Origin of the sequence: Streptacidiphilus alkalitolerans (genome assembly GCF_042511045.1) — a bacterium.
GTDB lineage: Bacteria > Actinomycetota > Actinomycetes > Streptomycetales > Streptomycetaceae > Streptacidiphilus > Streptacidiphilus alkalitolerans.
Map to the genome: position 1 here is coordinate 79,140 of NZ_JBHEZX010000008.1, position 17,040 is coordinate 96,179.

At 71.6% G+C, this 17,040-nt stretch carries 15 protein-coding genes; 3 read left to right on the plus strand and 12 right to left on the minus strand.

What is annotated here, in order from left to right:
• Window positions 1-21 precede the first annotated feature (21 nt).
• Both ACEZDG_RS19670 and ACEZDG_RS19675 read right to left on the minus strand, forming a co-directional pair.
• Window positions 22-1,494, minus strand: a complete 1,473-nt coding sequence (locus ACEZDG_RS19670; protein ID WP_380511220.1) for a DHA2 family efflux MFS transporter permease subunit — start codon at window positions 1,492-1,494, stop codon at window positions 22-24.
• Window positions 1,495-1,517: 23 nt separating this feature from the next.
• Complete coding sequence (locus ACEZDG_RS19675; protein WP_380511223.1) at window positions 1,518-3,116, minus strand: APC family permease; 1,599 nt, start codon at window positions 3,114-3,116, stop codon at window positions 1,518-1,520.
• Between the two features lie 180 nt (window positions 3,117-3,296).
• Between ACEZDG_RS19675 and ACEZDG_RS19680 the strand changes: the two genes are divergently transcribed.
• Window positions 3,297-4,112 carry a PIG-L family deacetylase gene (locus ACEZDG_RS19680; RefSeq protein ID WP_380511226.1) on the plus strand — a complete coding sequence of 272 codons (816 nt, stop codon included), beginning with the start codon at window positions 3,297-3,299 and terminating at the stop codon, window positions 4,110-4,112.
• Between the two features lie 16 nt (window positions 4,113-4,128).
• On the opposite strand, the gene ACEZDG_RS19685 is transcribed toward ACEZDG_RS19680, so the two are convergent.
• A complete protein-coding gene (locus tag ACEZDG_RS19685) occupies window positions 4,129-4,803 on the minus strand; it encodes a response regulator (RefSeq protein ID WP_380511229.1) in 675 nt (224 codons plus the stop codon).
• Complete coding sequence (locus ACEZDG_RS19690; RefSeq protein WP_380511233.1) at window positions 4,800-6,461, minus strand: sensor histidine kinase; 1,662 nt, start codon at window positions 6,459-6,461, stop codon at window positions 4,800-4,802. The genes ACEZDG_RS19685 and ACEZDG_RS19690 overlap by 4 nt, the downstream gene beginning before the upstream one ends.
• A 162-nt stretch (window positions 6,462-6,623) precedes the next feature.
• On the opposite strand from ACEZDG_RS19690, the gene dctA reads away from it, so the two are divergent.
• Window positions 6,624-7,952, plus strand: coding sequence for a C4-dicarboxylate transporter DctA (gene dctA, locus ACEZDG_RS19695; RefSeq protein ID WP_380511236.1), 1,329 nt, complete (start codon window positions 6,624-6,626; stop codon window positions 7,950-7,952).
• Between the two features lie 56 nt (window positions 7,953-8,008).
• Complete coding sequence (locus ACEZDG_RS19700; protein ID WP_380511239.1) at window positions 8,009-8,773, plus strand: NRDE family protein; 765 nt, start codon at window positions 8,009-8,011, stop codon at window positions 8,771-8,773.
• Here ACEZDG_RS19700 and ACEZDG_RS19705 read toward each other — a convergent pair.
• The 8 genes from ACEZDG_RS19705 to ACEZDG_RS19740 all read right to left on the minus strand — a co-directional run bounded on the left by ACEZDG_RS19705 (window position 8,770) and on the right by ACEZDG_RS19740 (window position 17,012).
• Complete coding sequence (locus ACEZDG_RS19705) at window positions 8,770-9,312, minus strand: GNAT family N-acetyltransferase (protein ID WP_380511242.1); 543 nt, start codon at window positions 9,310-9,312, stop codon at window positions 8,770-8,772. The two genes, ACEZDG_RS19700 and ACEZDG_RS19705, sit on opposite strands and share 4 nt — an antisense overlap.
• Window positions 9,313-9,362: 50 nt before the next feature.
• Window positions 9,363-10,526 (minus strand): GDSL-type esterase/lipase family protein, encoded by a 1,164-nt coding sequence (locus tag ACEZDG_RS19710; protein ID WP_380511245.1) that lies wholly within the window; start codon window positions 10,524-10,526, stop codon window positions 9,363-9,365.
• A 62-nt stretch (window positions 10,527-10,588) separates the two neighbouring features.
• Entirely contained in the window at window positions 10,589-11,158 is a 570-nt protein-coding gene (locus ACEZDG_RS19715; protein ID WP_380511248.1) for a TetR/AcrR family transcriptional regulator, read from the minus strand.
• A gap of 98 nt (window positions 11,159-11,256) precedes the next feature.
• Entirely contained in the window at window positions 11,257-12,564 is a 1,308-nt protein-coding gene (locus ACEZDG_RS19720; protein WP_380511251.1) for a spherulation-specific family 4 protein, read from the minus strand.
• A gap of 42 nt (window positions 12,565-12,606) precedes the next feature.
• The gene (locus tag ACEZDG_RS19725) at window positions 12,607-13,440 is read right to left on the minus strand and encodes a carbohydrate ABC transporter permease (protein ID WP_380511254.1); all 834 of its coding nucleotides are present in this window, start codon (window positions 13,438-13,440) and stop codon (window positions 12,607-12,609) included.
• Window positions 13,433-14,413 carry a carbohydrate ABC transporter permease gene (locus ACEZDG_RS19730; protein ID WP_380511257.1) on the minus strand — a complete coding sequence of 327 codons (981 nt, stop codon included), beginning with the start codon at window positions 14,411-14,413 and terminating at the stop codon, window positions 13,433-13,435. Before ACEZDG_RS19730 ends, ACEZDG_RS19725 begins: the two co-directional genes overlap by 8 nt.
• Window position 14,414: 1 nt before the next feature.
• Window positions 14,415-15,692, minus strand: coding sequence for an ABC transporter substrate-binding protein (locus ACEZDG_RS19735; protein ID WP_380511260.1), 1,278 nt, complete (start codon window positions 15,690-15,692; stop codon window positions 14,415-14,417).
• 105 nt (window positions 15,693-15,797) lie between these two features.
• Entirely contained in the window at window positions 15,798-17,012 is a 1,215-nt protein-coding gene (locus ACEZDG_RS19740) for an ROK family transcriptional regulator (RefSeq protein ID WP_380511263.1), read from the minus strand.
• Window positions 17,013-17,040: the final 28 nt, after the last annotated feature.

The following is a 17,040-nucleotide window of genomic DNA, read 5'->3' on the forward strand; positions in this document are numbered from 1 at the left end:
CGGATCCGGGAACAGCCCGGCCTATGACGGTCCCTCAGTCGCATGGGCCTCGGCGGCGTGCGCGTCCGCCCCGGCCCGGCCGCGGGGGCGGCTGTCGCGCCCGCTGACCCCGTCCCGCATCCGCGCGGCCGTGTACAGGCCGCAGAGCAGGGCGATCACGGCCAGCACCAGGTAGGCCACCCGGTACGCGCCCACCGGCGGTGTGCCGACCGTCCCGGCGGCCCCGACCCGGTGCAGGGTTCCGGCCGCCAGCACCCCGGCCACCAGGGCCGGCGCCATCCCGCCCGACATCTGCCGGAGCACCATGTTCAGCGTGGCCGCCTGGCCCACGTCCGCCTGCTCCACCACCGCGAAGGTGACCACCATCGCGGGCATGAAGACCGCGCCCATGCCGACCCCGAGCAGGAACATGTAGCCGCGGAAGGTCCAGATCCCGGTGTGCAGGTCGCAGGTGGCCATCGCGGCCAGCACCACCCCGACCATCAGCAGGCCGCCCGCGATCAGCCGGCGCGGCCCCAGCCTCCCGTACACCCGGCTGACCACCTGGACCATCAGCAGCACCCCGAGCGCCTCGGTGAAGGTGCTCGACCCGGACTCCACCGCGCTGAACCCCCGTCCCTGCTGCAGGAAGAGCGGGGCCATGAACATGGCTCCCTGGAACGGGATCAGGCCGAACAGGTTGACCACCCCGGCGTCCCGGAAGATCCGGGAGCCGAACAGCCGCAGCCGCAGCATCGGCTCGGCGATCCGCAGTTCCAGCCCGACCGTCGCGGTCAGCAGCAGCGCGCCGGCGGCCAGCGCGGCCAGGATCGGGACGGCGGTCCAGCCCTGCTGCGCCCCCTCGCACAGCCCGTACATCAGGGTGCCCATCCCGGCGGCGGCGAGCAGCAGCCCGGGCAGGTCGAACCGGCCGGGGGCGGGCTGCCGCTGCTCGTGCAGGCAGAGCAGGCCGAAGACCACGGTGGCCAGGCCGACCGGCAGGTTGACGTAGAACACCCAGCGCCAGGAGAACCCGTCCACCAGGAAGCCGCCCAGCAGCGGTGCCACGGCCGGGGCCATCTGCTGCGGGATCGTCATGAAGCGGGACACCCGGACCCGCTCCTGGGTGGTGAAGGTGCGGAACAGGATGGCGTTGGCCACCGGGGTGAGCATGCCGCCGGCCAGGCCCTGCAGGCCGCGGTAGGCGACGAGTTCGCCGAGCGACCCGGCGGTGCCGCAGAGCGCGGAGGCGGCGGTGAACGCGACCATCGCGCTGAGCAGCACCCGTTTGGTGCCGAACCGGTCGCCGAGCCAGCCGGAGGCCGGGATCACCATGCCGACGCAGACCGGGTAGACCACCACCACCCCGTCGATGGCGGCGGGGGAGACCCGGAACTGCGCCGCGATGGACGGCAGCGCGACGGTGGTGATGGAGGCGTCCATCACCACCAGGAACAGGGTGAGGACGAACATCGTGGGCACGACGAATCGCTGGTTGGCACGTCGTCTCAACATATGCTGAGCATACTCACCATATGTCAGGCCCCAACAGGCCCCTCGTCACTTACATCAAGCAGGGCCGCTGGCGCCTCGGGCACCCCGCGGCCGGCCCGCACCGCCCAGCCGAACACCGCCGCCGACAGCACCGCGACGGCGATCGAGTCGTACGGCGCGCGCAGGTGGCCCGAGCCCTTGAACGAGCCCAGCCAGGACAGCAGGGTCAGCGCCAGCAGGTAGACCACCAGCCAGGCGCCGTCCAGGAGTTCCCGGCCGAGGGAGCGCCGCGCCCGGCCCTCGGGACGCAGGAAGAGGAAGATCAGCAGGCCGATCAGCACCATCGGCAGCGCCAGCCGCAGATCGTGCCAGCCGGACCAGTACACGAACTCGCCGGCCACCACGAAGCTCAGCGGCGCGATCCAGACCAGCCCGGGGACCCAGCCGCGGATCCGCCCGTCCGGCCGGCGCAGGAAGACCGAGACGGCGACCGCGGAGGCGGCGTAGATCAGCAGGTACATGTCGCCCATCACACTGACGATCTGCTGCCAGCCGTTGAACGGCAGCAGGAAGACGACGATCACCGCGAGGTTGAGCAGCAGCGCCCGCTGCGGGATGCCGCGGCGTCCGCTGACCCGCATGAAGAACCGCGGCAGGGTGCCGTTCTTGGCGAGCGCGTAGGTGTGCCGGGCGTCGAGCGCCACACCGACGTAGGCCGAGCCGCCGGGGGAGACCACCGCGTCCACATAGAGCAGGCTGGACACCCACTGCAGATTGAGGATCAGCGCGAGCTGGCCGAACGGCGAGTCGAAGCTCACCCCGGACCAGCCGTGGCCGAGCAGCCGCTCCGGGACGGTGAACAGGAAGGCGAGCTGCAGCGCCAGGTAGAGCACCAGGGCCAGGCCGATGCCGCCCAGCACCGAACCGGGCATGGTACGGCGGGGGTTGCGGGTCTCGCCGGAGAAGTCCAGCGGGGCCTGGAAGCCGTTCAGCGAGTAGACGATGCCGCCGCCGGCCAGCGCGCTGAGGACGGCCGCGTAGCCGTAGGGGGCGAACCCGCCGTGGGCCGGATCGGTCATCCGGCCGGAGTGGAAGCCGGAGGCGAACAGCGCGACCACGGTGAGCACCGGGACCACGACCTTGAACACCGACACCAGGTTGTTGACCCGGGCGAAGAGCTTGACCCCGAACCAGTTGAGCGCGGTCAGCACCACGCTCAGGGCCAGCGCCACGGCCAGGCCGCGGCCGGTGAGGCTGCCGTGGTGGTAGACCCACGGCAGGTAGTGCCCGGCGTACTGCATGATCGCGCTGATCTCGGCGGCGGTCCCGCCCACGGACAGCAGGGTGGACCAGCCGATCAGCGTCCCCACCAGCCGTCCGCTGGCGAGCAGCGGCCAGCGGACGGTGCCGCCGCCCTCCGGCCGGGAGACCCCGAGCTCCACCATCACCAGGGCGACCAGCGCGCACAGCACCCCGGCCCCGAGCCAGGCCAGGATCGCGGCGGGGCCGGCCGTCTGCGCCGCGTACATGGCGGCGAACAGCCAGCCGGAGCCGATGATGTTGGAGAAGCCGATGGCGGTGAGGCCCCAGAGGCCGAGATCGCGCCGGAGCCTGCGCTCCTCGGTGGCCCGACTGTCCGACACGCGTCCCTCGTTCCGTAGTCCGGCCCGGCGCCGCCGGGGCGCTTCCGCCCCCAGCGTGACACGCCCCGTGACGGCTGTGCGGCAGGCGAGCCCCGCCGGGTGCCGCAACCGCGACCGCATAGGGTGGGAGGACGCCGTTCGAACCCCGCTTCTCCCGCTTCTCCCGGAGGTCGACCACCGATGGATCGTCAGCTGACGTTGATGGCCGTGCACGCCCATCCCGACGACGAGGTGCTCTCCACCGGGGGCGTCCTGGCCCGGGCCGCGGCCGAGGGCATCCGCACCGTGCTGGTCACCTGTACCAACGGGGAGCAGGGCGACGGACCGGGCGGCATCAAGCCCGACGACCCGGCCCACGACGAGGCGGCCGTGCGCGAACTCCGGCTGGAGGAACTGGCCGAGTCGGTGGCCCTGCTGGGCATCTCCGACGTGGAACTGCTCGGCTACAGCGACTCGGGCATGGTGGGCTGGGCCGCCAACGAGCGCCCGGAGGCGTTCGCCAACGTCCCGCTGGACGAGTCGTCCGGCCGGCTGGCCGCGCTGATGGAGAAGTACCGCCCCGATGTCGTCGTCACCTACGACGAGAACGGCAACTACGGCCACCCCGACCACATCCAGGCCCACCGGATCACGGTCGCGGCGATCGAGCGGACCGGGATTCCGGCGAAGTTCTACCACACCGCCATCTCCCGGAGCGGGATGACCCGGCTCTTCGACTACCTGCGCGCGACCGGTTTCGACCTCGGGGGCTTCGAGCCGCCCGAAGACTTCGGCACCCCGGACGAGCTGATCACCACCACCGTGGACACCTCCGCCCATGTCGACAGCAAGCGCAAGGCGCTGGAGGCGCACGCCAGCCAGGGCGACGGCATCTTCTTCCTGCGGATGCCCGAGGAGGGCCAGCAGCGGATGTTCGGCTCCGAGTCCTTCGTCCGGCAGTTCAGCACCGTCCCCGCCCCCGACCAGGAGGACGACCTCTTCGCCGGCCTGCGCTGACCGCTCCGAAGGGGCGTCAGGAGGCGGTCCAGCGGTACACCTGCTCCGGGCGTCCGGCGCCGCCGTACACCGGGGCGCGGGACACCAGCCGTTGCGCGGTGAGGTAGTCGAGGTAGCGGCGGGCGGTCTGCACCGAGACGCCGACCCCGGCCGCCGTCTGCGCGGCGGAGAGCCGGCCCTCGGCGCGCAGCAGGGTGAACACCGCGCGCAGCGTGGCGTCGGTGAGGCCCTTGGGCAGCGGCTGCCCGGCGGTCTGGTGCAGCGCGGCGAAGGTGCGGTCGACGTCGTCCTGGGCGAGCACGTCCGGGGCCTCGGCCGCGCGGCGGCGGAACTCGGCGTAGGAGCCCAGCTTCTCCTGGAAGGACGCGAAGGAGAACGGCTTCAGCAGGTACTGCACCACGCCGAGCGACACCGCCGCGCGCACCGTGGCCAGATCCCGGGCCGAGGTCACCGCGATGACGTCGACCTGGTCGCCGCGGGTGCGCAGGATCCGGCACAGCTCGATCCCGGTCAGGTCGGGCAGGTTGACGTCCAGCAGCAGCAGGTCCACCGGGCGGGTGGCCACCAGCCGCAGGGCCTCTCCGCCCAGGTGCGCCACCCCGGCGACGGTGAAGCCGGGGACCCGCTCGGTGAAGGCCCGGTGCGCCTCGGCCAGGATCGGATCGTCCTCGACGATCAGGGTGCTGATCACTCCGGCCGCCCGGCGGGGACGGCGCCGCGGCGCGGGGTCGGCAGGCGTACGGCCAGGGCGGCGCCGCCCAGGGTGCGGTCGCGGTCGGCCTCGATGGTGCCCCGGTTGCGGGCGACGGTCTGCCGCACCAGGGCGAGGCCGATCCCGTGTCCGGCCTCGTTCTTGGTGGTCCAGCCCCGGGTGAACAGGTCCTCGATCCGGTCCGGGTCGATCCCCGCCCCGCTGTCGGCCACCCGGACCAGCAGGTCCCCTTCGCTGACGTCTTCGTCGCTATCGCCGACGCGGAGGGAGACCGAGACCCGGCGCGGGGCCGGGGCGGCGAGCACCGCCTCGACCGCGTTGTCGATCAGGTTTCCGATGATGGTGACCAAGTCCCGTGTCTCGAAGGGTAGTTGCGGGGCGGCGGTGTCGTCGCTGACGGTCACTTCCACCCCGCGCTCGGCGGCCTGGGACACCTTGCCGAGCAGCAGCGCCGCCACCGCCGGGTCGCCGACCGCCGACATCAGCCGGTCGACCAGCTGCTGGGAGGCGGCCAACTCGGCGGTGGCGAAGCGCACCGCGTCCGCGGGCCGGTCGAGTTCGATCAGGGTGACCACGGTGTGCAGCCGGTTCGCGGCCTCGTGCGCGGTGGCCGAGAGCACCTCGGCGAATCCCCGAGCTGAGTCCAACTCCCCTGCCAGGGCCCGTAGTTCGGTGTGGTCGCGCAGGGTGACCACGGTGCCGAGAGTGCGTCCGTCGCGCCGGGCCGGGGACTGGTTCACCGCCAGCACCCGGTCCTCGGCCACATACGCCTCGTCGTGCGCCTCCAGGCCGGAGCCGAGCAGCCGGACCAGCGCCGCGTCCAGCCCCAGGTCGGCCACGCCGCGCCCGGTCGGGTCCCGGTCCAGGCCGAGCAGGCGCACCGCCTCGTCGTTGGCGAGCAGGACGGTGCGCTGCCGGTCGAGGACCAGCAGCCCTTCGTGCATGGCGTGCAGCACCGCGTCATGGTGCTGGTAGAGCCGGGTGATCTCCTGCGGTCCGAGGCCCAGGGTCTGCTTGTCCAGCCGTCGGGCCAGGCCCCAGGTGCCGAGCCCGACCACCGCGACCGCGCCGGCGGCGATGGCCAGGATCAGCGGGAGTTCGCGGTGCGCCGTCGCGGACAGCCGCTCCAGCGTGATGCCGACCGAGACCAGGCCGACCACCCGGTGGCCCGGCCCGTAGATCGGGGCGACCGAGCGCACCGACGGGCCCAGGGTGCCGGTGTAGGTCTCGGTGAAGGGGTGTCCGGCCAGCGCGGGCGCGGTGTCCCCGAGGTAGTGCTTGCCGATCTCGCCGGGGGTCGGGTGGGTGTAGCGGATCCCGGTCGGGCTCATCACCACGATGAAGTCGACCGCGGTGGCGTGCTGCACGGCCAGGCTGGTCGACTGCAGGTGCGCGCTCGGGTCGGGGCCGGTCACGTCCGCGGCGATGCCGGGGGCGTCCGCGAAGGTCTCGGCGAGCGCGAGGGTCTCCGTGCGGGCGTGGGCGGTCTGGCCGGAGTGGGCGACCTCGATCGCGGTGGCGGTGCCGCCGACGGTGAGCAGGGCGACGGTGCCGAGCTGGAGCAGCAGCACCTGCACGGCGATGCTCAGCCGCGAGGCGCGGACTCTCAGGCTCCGGTACGGGTGGGGGCGCGGCATGTCGCCGAGTGTGGCATCCCGCTGGTGCCCTGGCCAGGGCCGATACCGGACGGGAGGGCGGCGGTCCATGCGCGTAATGCGCGTAATGCAGACCCGGTGGTGTGGCCTGCGCCACATTCAGTCCACTGTCCGGCCACCCCCGACCCCCTCCGAGGAGCTCCGATGTCCGAGTCAGCAACGACGCCGACCCCACGATCGGCCTGGTACCGCAAACTCTACGTCTGGGTCCTGGTCGGGATCGTCGCCGGCGCCGCTGTCGGCGCGGCGTGGCCGAAGACCGGCGCGGGCCTGCAGCCGCTGGGGACCGTCTTCGTCAGCGCGATCTCCATGGTGGTCACCCCGATCATCTTCGTGACCATCGTCGGCGGCATCGCCGGGGTGGCCGACCTGCGCAAGGTCGGCCGGATCGGGATCAAGGCGCTGGTCTACTTCGAGGGGATGACCACGGTCGCGCTGCTGCTCGGCCTGGTCGCCATCGACGTGTTCCACCCCGGCAGCGGGATCCACGCCGACGCGAGCAGCCTGAAGCTGACCGGCACGGCCGCCGACTACGCCGCGACGGGACAGGCCCAGGGCTTCTGGTCGATCCTGACCGAGGTGGTCCCGTCCAGCGCGGTGAACGCCTTCTCCAGCGGCAACGACCTGCAGGTGGTGTTCTTCTCCATCCTGTTCGGCGTGGCGATCAAGCTGGTCGGCGAACCGGCCGCGGGGATAGCGGCCGGAGTGGAGAAGCTGGGCAAGGTGATGTTCGCGGTGCTGCGGATCGTCATGTACGCGGCGCCGGTCGGCGCGTTCGGCGCGATGGCCTTCACCGTCGGCAAGTACGGGGTGCACACCCTGACCAGCCTCGGTTCGCTGATCGGCCTCACCTACGCGACCAGCGCGGTGTTCGTGCTGTTCGGCCTGGGCGCGGTGTGCGCGCTGTTCCGGCTGAACATCCTGCTGCTGCTGCGCTACATCAAGGACGAACTGCTGATCGTGCTGGGCACCTCGTCCAGCGAGACCGTGCTGCCGCAGCTGATGCGCAAGATCGAGAAGGCGGGCGTGCCGGAGGACGTGGTCGGCCTCACCGTGCCGACCGGCTACTCCTTCAACCTGGACGGCACCTGCATCTATCTGACGCTGGCCGCGCTGTTCATCGCCCAGGCCACCGGCACCCACCTCTCGCTGGCCGGCCAGCTGGGCATCCTGGCGATCATGCTGCTGATGTCCAAGGGAGCGGCCGGGGTCACCGGCTCCGGGTTCATCGTGCTGGCCGCGACCCTGGCCTCGACCGGCTCGATCCCGGTCGCCGGCATCATGCTGATCTTCGGCATCGACCGGTTCATGTCCACCTGCCGTGCGCTGACCAACGCCTGCGGCAACGCGGTCGGCTCGTTCGTGGTCGCCGCCTGGGAGGGAGTACTGGACCGGGACACCATGCACCGGACGCTCTCCCCGGGCACCGCGGCGCCGGAGCCCGTGGCCGACCCGGCCCTCGAACCCGTCTGAGTCGCTGTCAGGGAGGGGATGTGCGGTTCCCCCCGGCCGGATGCTGAAATGGCGTCATGTGCACTGCGGTGATCAGCTTCGACCCGTCCGCCCCGTTCCCGGTCCTCCTGGTGGGTGTCCGCGACGAGTTCCACGACCGGAAGGCGGTTCCGCCGGGGCGGCACTGGCCGGACAGCCCGCAGGTGGTCGGCGGCCAGGACCTGCTGGCCGGCGGAACCTGGCTGGCGGTCGACCCCGGGGTGCCCCGGGCGGGCGTGGTGCTCAACGGGGTCGGGCGGCCCGCCCCGGAGCAGGACCGGCTGTCCCGGGGCGACCTGCCGCTGCGGTTCGCCGCGGACGGCAGCCTCGGCGATCCCGACGCGGCCCGCTACGACCCGTTCCACCTGGTCCGGGCCACCCTCGACCAGGTGCGGCTGCTCAGCTGGGACGGCGAGGCGCTCACCGACCGGGCCCTGGAACCCGGGCTCCACCTGGTGACCAATCTCGGCCTGGCTGTCGCGGACGACCCGTCAGCAGGGCCGGAACTGAACGCGATCAACGCCAGGATCGCCCACTTCCGCCCCCGCCTGGCCGCGGCCCGGCGCCCGTCCCCGGACGCCGGGCCGACCGCGACCGCCTGGGGCGACTGGCTGCCCCTGGTCGACGGCGACGGCCTGGACCCGCGCGACCCCCGCGCGCTGGTACTGCGTCAGGACTTCGAGGGCCGCGCCGCCGGAACCGTCTCCACCACGCTGCTCGCCCTCGGCCGCGACACCGTCCGCTACGACTTCAACGGCACCCCGGGCGATCCCGCCCAATGGAGCACCATCCTCGCAGGCTAGGCCTTCGCGCCCGGCTTCCAGTCCTGGACCAGGAGGCCGAGCAGGACCTCGTCCAGGAACTCGCCCATCACCCAGGCGGAGGAGCGCAGCACACCCTCGCGGACGAAGCCGTTGTGCTCGGCGGAGCGCAGCATGGCGTTGTTGTCCGCCAGCGTCTCGATCTGCAGCCGCTGCAGGCCGCGGACGACGAAGCCGTAGTGGCAGAGCACCGCGACCACGTCGGTGCCGTAGCCCTTGCCGCGGGCCGAGGGCCGCAGGCCGAGCCCGATGTGCGCGGACCTGTGGTGACTGTCGATGCCCCACAGCGACGCGGTGCCGACCAGCGTGCCGCCCTCCGACTCCACCACGGAGAACGGGACATGGGCCTGATCCTGGTCGTCCACCACGAGCCGCGAGTCCTTGGAGCCGGGCGTGATCGGCCGCCACGGCCGGCTCTCGGCCCGCGAGGAGTTGACCACGTCGTCGTAGAGCTCGGCCAGTAGGACCGGGATGTCGTCCTCGTGCCGGGCCCGCAGCCCGACCTTGTCGCCTCGTAGCATGCAAGCTTCCTATCCGAACGGATCGGTCGACGGCAAACGAATTTGCCGGGTCAGCGGAGCGGTCCCTCGGCGGCGAAGGCCAGTTCGGCGAAGCGCTCGCCCATCAGCCGGTGGGTGGCGGCGTCCGGGTGCAACTCGTCGGGCAGCGGCAGTGCGGCGTTGTCGGCCTCGCCGTAGAGCTCGCGGCCGTCGAGGTAGTACAGCTGCGGGTCCTCGGCCGCGCGCTGCTCCACGATCCGGGCCAGGGCGTCCCGGATGACGCCCAGCGACAGTTTCCCGGCCGCGAGCTCCGCCGGATCGCCCGCGGCCCGGAACCGCAGCTGTCCGCTGCTGAGGGCGCTGAGGTCCGGGGCGCTGGGGCCTGGGGTGTCCTCGTGGATCGGGCAGAGGATGGGCGAGACGACCAGCAGCGGGGTGCTGGGGTGCCCCTCGCGGATGGTGTCGAGGAAGCCGTGGACCGCCGGGGTGAAGGCGCGCAGCCGCATCAGGTCGGTGTTCACCAGGTTGATGCCGAGCTTGACGCTGATCAGGTCGGCGGGGGTGTCCCGCAGGGTGCGGGCGGTGAACGGGTCGAGCAGGGCGCTGCCGCCGAAGCCCAGGTTGACCAGCTCCACGCCGCCGAGGGCCGCGGCGAGCGCGGGCCAGGTGCCGCTGGGGCTGGCGGCGTTGGAGCCGTGGCTGATCGAACTGCCGTGGTGCAGCCAGGTCCTGCGGCCCCGGTCCGGCGCGGGCTCGACCGGGGCGTCGGTGCGCAGCGCGACGAGTTCGGTGGTCTCGTTGTGCGGCAGCCAGATCTCGACGTCCTTGTCGCCCTCGGACAGCCCGCTGAAGCGCAGTGTGCCGACCGGGCCGGTCCGGTGCTCGGTGGCGCCGGTGGTCATGTCGATGGTCAGGGTGTTGCCGCCGGTCGCCACGGCCTGGCCGGCCAGCCGGCCGTCGACCAGCAGGTCGTAGACGCAGTCGGGACGGGGCGGGGCGCCCAGGTAGGCGCGCCTGGTGGGCAGGGTGTCCAGTTCGACGGCGGTGGCCCGGGTGCGGAAGACCAGCCGTACCCCGGAGGGCTGGGACTCGGCCATGTCCAACTGCGGGTCGGAGAACTGCGCGCGGGCCCAGCCGGGCAGCCGGTGCGGCAGGAGGCCGTGCTCGGTGCGCTCCAGGTCGACGGCTCCGCGCAGGAGGTCGGGGGTGAGCGGGGTGGTGATCCAGGTGTGCATGGTTGGTACCTGCCGTCGGGAGGGTCGGTTCGCTGTGACGCATGGCGCGCGGGGGCCGGAGATCAGGCCGCGGGCCAGTTCCGCAGCAGGGCGTCGAGGGCGTCCAGGGTTCGGTTCCAGGTCTCCTGGGTGTCGGGCGCGCTGTGGCTGAAGCCGCCGCCCATCTCCAGGGACACATAACCGTGGAAGACGCTGCCGAGCAGCCGGACCGCATGGGTCTGGTCGGGCTCGGCCAGGTCGTAGCCGCGCAGGATGGCCCGGGTCATCCGGGCGTGCCTGACGCCGGCGCTGGCGGCGGCGGTCTCCGGGTCGAGCCGGAACTGGGCCGCGGCATAACGGCCGGGATGCTCATGGGCGTAGTCGCGGTAGACGTTCGCCAGAGCGATCAGGGCGTCCTTGCCGGACCGGCCGGCCAGGGCGTCGGCGGCCCGGTCGGCGAGTTCCTCCAGGGCCAGCAGGGCGATCCTGGTCTTGAGGTCCTGGGAGTTCTTCAGGTGCGAGTACAGGCTCGCCACCTTGACGTCGAACCGTCTGGCCAGTTCCGAGACGGTCACCTGGTCGAAGCCCACCTCGTCGGCCAGTTCCGCTCCGGCCAGGGTGAGCCGCTCCGGGGTCACTCCTACGCGTGCCATAACCATCCTCGCTTCCTACAGAGTCGACCATACATTTGCCTAATACATTTAGGCAAACTGGCTGACTCTGTAGGAAGCCACCCCAATCCTCCGGAGGATCAGTAGTGCGGGGTGAGGGTGATCACCGGGCTGTAGTCCGTCCCGGCGTTGAACTCCGTCGGCACGCTCCCGCCGGGCGAACCGAGCGCGCTCAGCGGCACCGTCCAGGTGTAGGTGGAACCGCTGACCGTGGTGGTCAGTCCGGCCGTGACGCCGGCCCAGCTCCAGCCGCCGGAGAGGCTGCGGTACAGGCTGCCGTTCTCGATCATGTAGTCCGCGCCCAGCGGCGAGGCCGAGGGCGAGGGCAGTTGGTATCCGGTCGCGGTGTTGCCGTCGCTGTTGATGAAGACGTGGTGGAAGCTCTGCGCGGTGTTGAACGTGGCCCTGAAGGTGGCGGTGCCGGCCGACGCGCAGGCGGAGTACCCGGTGATGGCCCCCGTCCCGGCGGTGCTGCCGCAGGTCGAGCCGCCGCCGGAACCGCCGGAGCCGGACGCCTTGCCCAGCTCGTCGGACCAGTAGGAGCCGGTGGGCAGGGTGTCCCACGGGTTGGGCAGGTCGTCGGGGGTGACGTAGAGGTAGCCCGCGTTGCGCTGCTTGCTCAGCGCCACCGTGTTCTCCAGGTCCGCCTGGGTCGGCGCGGCGTAGACCAGGTGCCAGAACCTGGCGGGGTCGGGCGCGGAGAGCTCCCAGGCCGGCGGGGTCCACGCGGTGTAGGCGGCATAGGTGTTCTCGAACATCACCAGCACGTCGGCGGCGGAGGAGTAGCACTGCTCGGCGGCGGTGCCCGGATTGTCGACGGTGAAGGCGCCGGGGTGGCTCTGCTTGGTGGAGGTGTTGATCCCGGAGTAGAGGTCCACATGTGCGTTGTTGCTGCCGCAGTCGTTCAGGGCGTCGTCGAAGAAGATCCCGGAGAGGCCGGAAGTGCCGTACCAGGCATACCAGTTGGCGACGTCGGCCTTGATCTGGGCGGTCCACGCGGCGATGCTGGTCTGCCCGTCGCGGGTGGTGCGTCCGGTGGTGCCGAAATAGCCGGTGTCGACGTAGCCGAGCACCTTGCTGCCCGCGCTCGCGGCGCCCTGGACAGCATGGGCGTAGCCGCTGTCGGCCGCGCCGCCCGGCCCGCTGGACGGGTTGGCGACGACGATGCCGGCCTGCGGCCCGGCCTGGTCGATCTGGGTCCAGAAGCCGCCGCCCGCCGCGTCGGCGGGGTTGAAGTACGCGGGTATGGCGAGGTGTTGCACTCCGGCGGTGGCGTCGGCCCGGTCGGCCCGGGCGCCCAGCAGGGTGAGGGCGAGTGCGGCGACGGCGCCGATCACGGCGGTGCGCCGGCCGTTCCCTGCGCGGGAGGCGGATCGGTTGATGAGCATCTCGGTCCCTTTCGTGGGGAAGAGCAGCGGAGAGAGAGGGGTTCAGCCCTTGACGCCGGTGTAGGCGATGCCCTGCACGAACTGCCGCTGCAGGAACACGAACGCGGCGATCACCGGGAGCGACGCGAGCAGCGAACCCGCCATCAGTACGGGGTAGTCGGTCTGGAACTGCCCCTGCAGCGAGGCCAGTCCGGCCGAGAGCGTCATCTTGTCCGGGTCGGTGTTCACCACCAGCGGCCACAGCAGGTCGTTCCACGACCACAGCAGGGCGAGCACGGCCAGCGCGACCAGCCCGGGACGGATCAGCGGCAGCATCACCGACCAGTAGATCCGCAGCGGGCCGGCCCCGTCGATGCGCGCGGCCTCCTCCAACTCCCTTGGCAGGGAAAGGAAGGACTGCCGCAGCAGGAAGACCCCGAAGGCGCTGAACATGCCCGGCAGGATCAGCGCCTGGAGGCTGTTGAGCCAGCCCAGGTCGGAGATGATCTGGTACTGCGGAATGATGAACAGCTGCGGCGGCACCATCAGCACGGACAGGAACAGCCCGAAGAGCACCCCCCGGCCGGGAAAGCGCAGCCGGGCGAAGGCGTAGGCGGCCATCGGGCACAGCACCACCTGGGCCAGGGTGCGGCCGAGCGACATCAGCAGGGTGTTCAGGAACTGCCGGCCGAACGGCAGCAGGTCGAAGACCTTGCCGTAGTTGTCCCAGTGGCCGCCGGGCAGCGGCGAGGGCGGCACCCGGGTGGCGTCGCTGAGCGACTGGAGCGAGGTGACGAACTCCCAGACGAAGGGGGCCACCATCGCCAGTGACGCGGCGATCAGCACGGTGTGCACACCGACGCGGGAGCGGCCCCGCCGGGAACGGGCGTCAGCCATAGTGCACCCACCTCCGCTGCAGCCGGAACTGAATCGCGGTCAGCACCACGATGATCAGCAGCAGCACCATGACGATCGCCGCCGCGTAACCCCGGTCATTGGTGACGAAGGCCCGGTCGTAGAAGAGCTGCACCACGGTCTCCAGGCGCGGGAAGGCCGGGTTGGAGCGGGCCGCCGCGCCGGATCCGGCCATCACATAGACCAGGTCGAAGAGTTGCAGCGAGCCGATCACCGAGATCACCGAGACGAAGAAGGCCGTGGGCGACAGCAGCGGGAGGGTGACCGAGAAGAACTGCCGTACCGGCCCGGCGCCGTCGATCTCGGCGGCCTCGTAGTACTCCTTGGGGATGCCCTGCATCCCGGCCAGGAAGATGACCAGGTTGTAGCCGATGCTGCTCCAGACGCCGACCACCACCAGCGCGAACAGCGCCACCCGCGGGTCGGACACCCAGTGCGGGCCCTTCAGGCCGACCAGCGACAGCAGGTAGTTCACCAGGCCGTAGTCGCCGTTGTAGAGCCAGCGCCAGACCATGGCGACCGCCACCGGCATGGTGACCACCGGAAGGAAGAACAGGGTGCGGTAGGCGCCGGTGCCGCGCAGGCCGGGCCGGTCCAGCAGGGCGGCGAAGACGATCGCCAGCGGGATCGAGACCAGCCCGAGCGCGGTGTAGGCCAGGGTGTTGACCAGGGCCTGGCCGAACTCGTGGTCGTGCAGCAGTTGGCGGTAGTTGTCGAGGCCGCTCCAGCTGTGGCCGCCGAAGGCGCCCCAGGCGGTGAAGGAGAAGTACGCGGTCTGCAGCACCGGCCAGAGGTAGAACACGGCCAGGCCGAGGCCGAGCGGCGCGATGAACGCGTATCCCCAGAGCGCCTCGACCACCCGGTCCCGGCGCGGCCGGCGCCAGGTGGCCCGTCCGCCGCCGGGGGACGGCTGGTACCCGGTGCGCCTGGCGCCGGGTCTGCTGGTGATCGTCATGTCACTCCTCGGCGAGCTTGGCGTTCATCGCCGCGGCCAGGTCCTTCGCGGCCCGGTCCACCGACTCCTCGCCGTTCCAGGCCTTGGTCAGGTACGTCAGCTCGTCCTCGTTCCAGGCGGCGGTGTTCTTGGAGACCGGGTACGGCACCGCGTAGGGGATCTCGTCCAGGAAGGTCTGCAGCTTGAACTGCGGATGCGCGGCGACCCAGGCGCTCTGGGTGCCCCGGTAGGCCGGGATCGGGCCCATCCGGCCGAGGATGTCGGCCGCCTGCTCGGAGCCCAGGAACCTGACGAACTGCCAGGCCTGGTCGCTGTGAGCGGACTTGGCGGACACCACATTGGCGACGCCGTGGATGACGGTGGCCTGCTTCGCACCGGTCGGCAGCGGGGCCACGTCGACCTTGTCCTTGGTGTAGCTGTTGCCGCCGAACTCGGCGGCGTCCCAGGAGCCGCCCCAGTACATGGCGATCTTGCCGGCCTCGAAGAGCTGCAGCGGGGCGGTGTCGGTCATGGTCTTCAGGTCGGGCGACTCCTTCTTCTGGATCAGATCGGTCCAGAAACGCAGCCCGGCGATGGTCCTCGGGTCGTCGTAGCCGCTCTTCCTGCCGTCCGGCGAGATGACGTAGCCGCCGGCCTGGGCGATGGTGTTGTACTGGTACTCCTGGAAACTGGTCAGTTCGGCGTCGGTGCCGTACTGGCCCTTGCTCGCATCGGTGAGTTTCGCGGCGGCCTGCTGGAAGTCGCTCCAGGTCCAGTTGTCCTTCGGAAAGGGCAGTTTCGCCGCGTCGAAGAGCGCCTTGTTGTACCAGACGCCGATGGTGTCCATGTCCTTCGGCAGGCCGTAGTGCTTGCCCCGGTAGGTGTAGAGGTTCACCAGCTGGGCCGGGTAGACCGACAGATCCACCTGGTCCTTGCTGATGTCGTCGTCCAGCGGCCGGATCACCCCGTTGGCGGCGTAGAGCTGGAAGTTGGGCCCGTTCATCCAGAACACATCGGGTGCGGCGCCGCCGGTGGCGGCGGCTTTGAGCTTGGTCCAGTAGTCGGCCCAGGGGGTCAGCTCGACCTTGATCCTGACAGCGGGGTGGGTCTTGGTGAAGGCCGCGGCCAGCGCGTCCATCGCCGACTTCTGGGTGGCGTCCCACACCCCGTAGGAGAGGGTGACGCTGCCCCCGCCACCGCTGGAGCCACTGCCGGCCGAACCGCTGCCTCCCGAGGAGCAGGCGGAGGCGGAGAGCACCACCCCCAGCGCCAACGCGCCCCACCGCACAGACTTTCTCATTCCCTGGCCTCCGCGTGTCCGAGGTGCCCCGGCGCGGATCCACGCCGGGGGACTGAGTGGCACTAATAATGGAGTCCAGGGTAATTAAGTCAAGACCCGCCGTGGTTACGAAGTTGTAGCCGGGGGTGTCACCGCCACCGCGCCGGACCGGCGGGAGCCCCGGGAGAAGCGCTCCGGGCTGCCGAGGCCGGCGTATTCGCGCAGCTCGCGGTCCACATGGTCGAGCGCCAGCCGCAGCGCACCGAGCGCCACCCCCTCGTCGCCGAACTCCGACACCCGGACCTCGGGGGTGCGGAGGCACCAGCGGTCCAGCTCCCGCCGCAGCGGCTCCACGATGAGATCCGCCGACCGGGAGAAGCCGCCGCCGAGCACCACCAGCTCCGGGTCGAGGGTCAGTACCAGGGCGGCGGTGCCGACCGCGACGTCCCGCACATAGCGCCGTATCACCGCGGCGGCCCTGCGGTCGCCCGCGCGCGCGGCCTCGAACACCGCCGCCACCGCGGAGTCCCGGTCCGCCGTCGGATCCGCGTCCGACCAGGCGGTCAGGTGGTCCTGGGCCCTGATCCAGCCGGACGCGGGCAGTGCCCCGATCTCCCCGGCCGCGTTGCCGAACCCCCGGTGCAGCTTGCCGTCGATGATCAGGCCGGTGCCGGTGCGCAGCCCGGCCAGGATGACCACCACGTCCTTGGCGTAGCGGGCCACCCCGCGCCAGGACTCGGCCAGCGCCGCCAGTTTGCTGTCGTTCTCCACCAGGACCGGGCCGCCGACCAGCCGGCGCAGGTGCGCGGCCACGTCCACGCCGGTCCACTCGGGCAGCGCCTCGGAGAGCATCACCCGCCCGGTGCCGTCCACCAGGCCGGTGGTGGCCGCGCCGACGGCCCACACGCCGTCGGCGGTCAGCCCGGCCCCGGCCAGCGCGTCGGCCACCGCGCGGTCCAGCGCGGCCAGCCGCTCCCGCCGGCCCATGGACGGCGTCACGGCGACCCTGGCGGTGTACTGCACGGCCCCGTCCAGGTCCGCGACCAGGGCCAGCACCTTGTGGCCGCCGATGTCGACGCCGAGCACCCGGCCGGCGTCGGCCCGGAACCGGAAGCGGCGGGCCGGGCGTCCCACCGCGCCGGCCGCGGCGGGCACCACGGCCACCCAGCCGAGCTCCAGCAGTTCGCGGACCACGTCCTCGGTGGACGCCCGGGACAGCCCGGTCCGCCGGGAGACCTCGGTCAGGGTGAGCGCCGGCTCCTCCCGCAGGACGGTGATCACCGCCAGCGAGTTGAGCCTCCGCAGTTGGGAGAGGTCGCCACCACTCGACGATTCGGTCACCACGCCCCCTTGTGATCGCTTGCAGTCG

Excerpts from the sequence above, each read along its gene's own strand:
- ACEZDG_RS19690 (WP_380511233.1), bottom strand. The coding sequence starts at position 6,461 with ATGCCGCGCCCCCACCCGTACCGGAGCCTGAGAGTCCGCGCCTCGCGG.
- ACEZDG_RS19700 (WP_380511239.1), top strand. The coding sequence starts at position 8,009 with ATGTGCACTGCGGTGATCAGCTTCGACCCGTCCGCCCCGTTCCCGGTC.
- ACEZDG_RS19730 (WP_380511257.1), bottom strand. The coding sequence starts at position 14,413 with ATGACGATCACCAGCAGACCCGGCGCCAGGCGCACCGGGTACCAGCCG.
- ACEZDG_RS19720 (WP_380511251.1), bottom strand. The coding sequence starts at position 12,564 with ATGCTCATCAACCGATCCGCCTCCCGCGCAGGGAACGGCCGGCGCACC.
- ACEZDG_RS19680 (WP_380511226.1), top strand. The coding sequence starts at position 3,297 with ATGGATCGTCAGCTGACGTTGATGGCCGTGCACGCCCATCCCGACGAC.
- ACEZDG_RS19725 (WP_380511254.1), bottom strand. The coding sequence starts at position 13,440 with ATGGCTGACGCCCGTTCCCGGCGGGGCCGCTCCCGCGTCGGTGTGCAC.
- ACEZDG_RS19715 (WP_380511248.1), bottom strand. The coding sequence starts at position 11,158 with ATGGCACGCGTAGGAGTGACCCCGGAGCGGCTCACCCTGGCCGGAGCG.
- ACEZDG_RS19710 (WP_380511245.1), bottom strand. The coding sequence starts at position 10,526 with ATGCACACCTGGATCACCACCCCGCTCACCCCCGACCTCCTGCGCGGA.
- ACEZDG_RS19705 (WP_380511242.1), bottom strand. The coding sequence starts at position 9,312 with ATGCTACGAGGCGACAAGGTCGGGCTGCGGGCCCGGCACGAGGACGAC.
- ACEZDG_RS19735 (WP_380511260.1), bottom strand. The coding sequence starts at position 15,692 with ATGAGAAAGTCTGTGCGGTGGGGCGCGTTGGCGCTGGGGGTGGTGCTC.
- ACEZDG_RS19670 (WP_380511220.1), bottom strand. The coding sequence starts at position 1,494 with ATGTTGAGACGACGTGCCAACCAGCGATTCGTCGTGCCCACGATGTTC.
- dctA (WP_380511236.1), top strand. The coding sequence starts at position 6,624 with ATGTCCGAGTCAGCAACGACGCCGACCCCACGATCGGCCTGGTACCGC.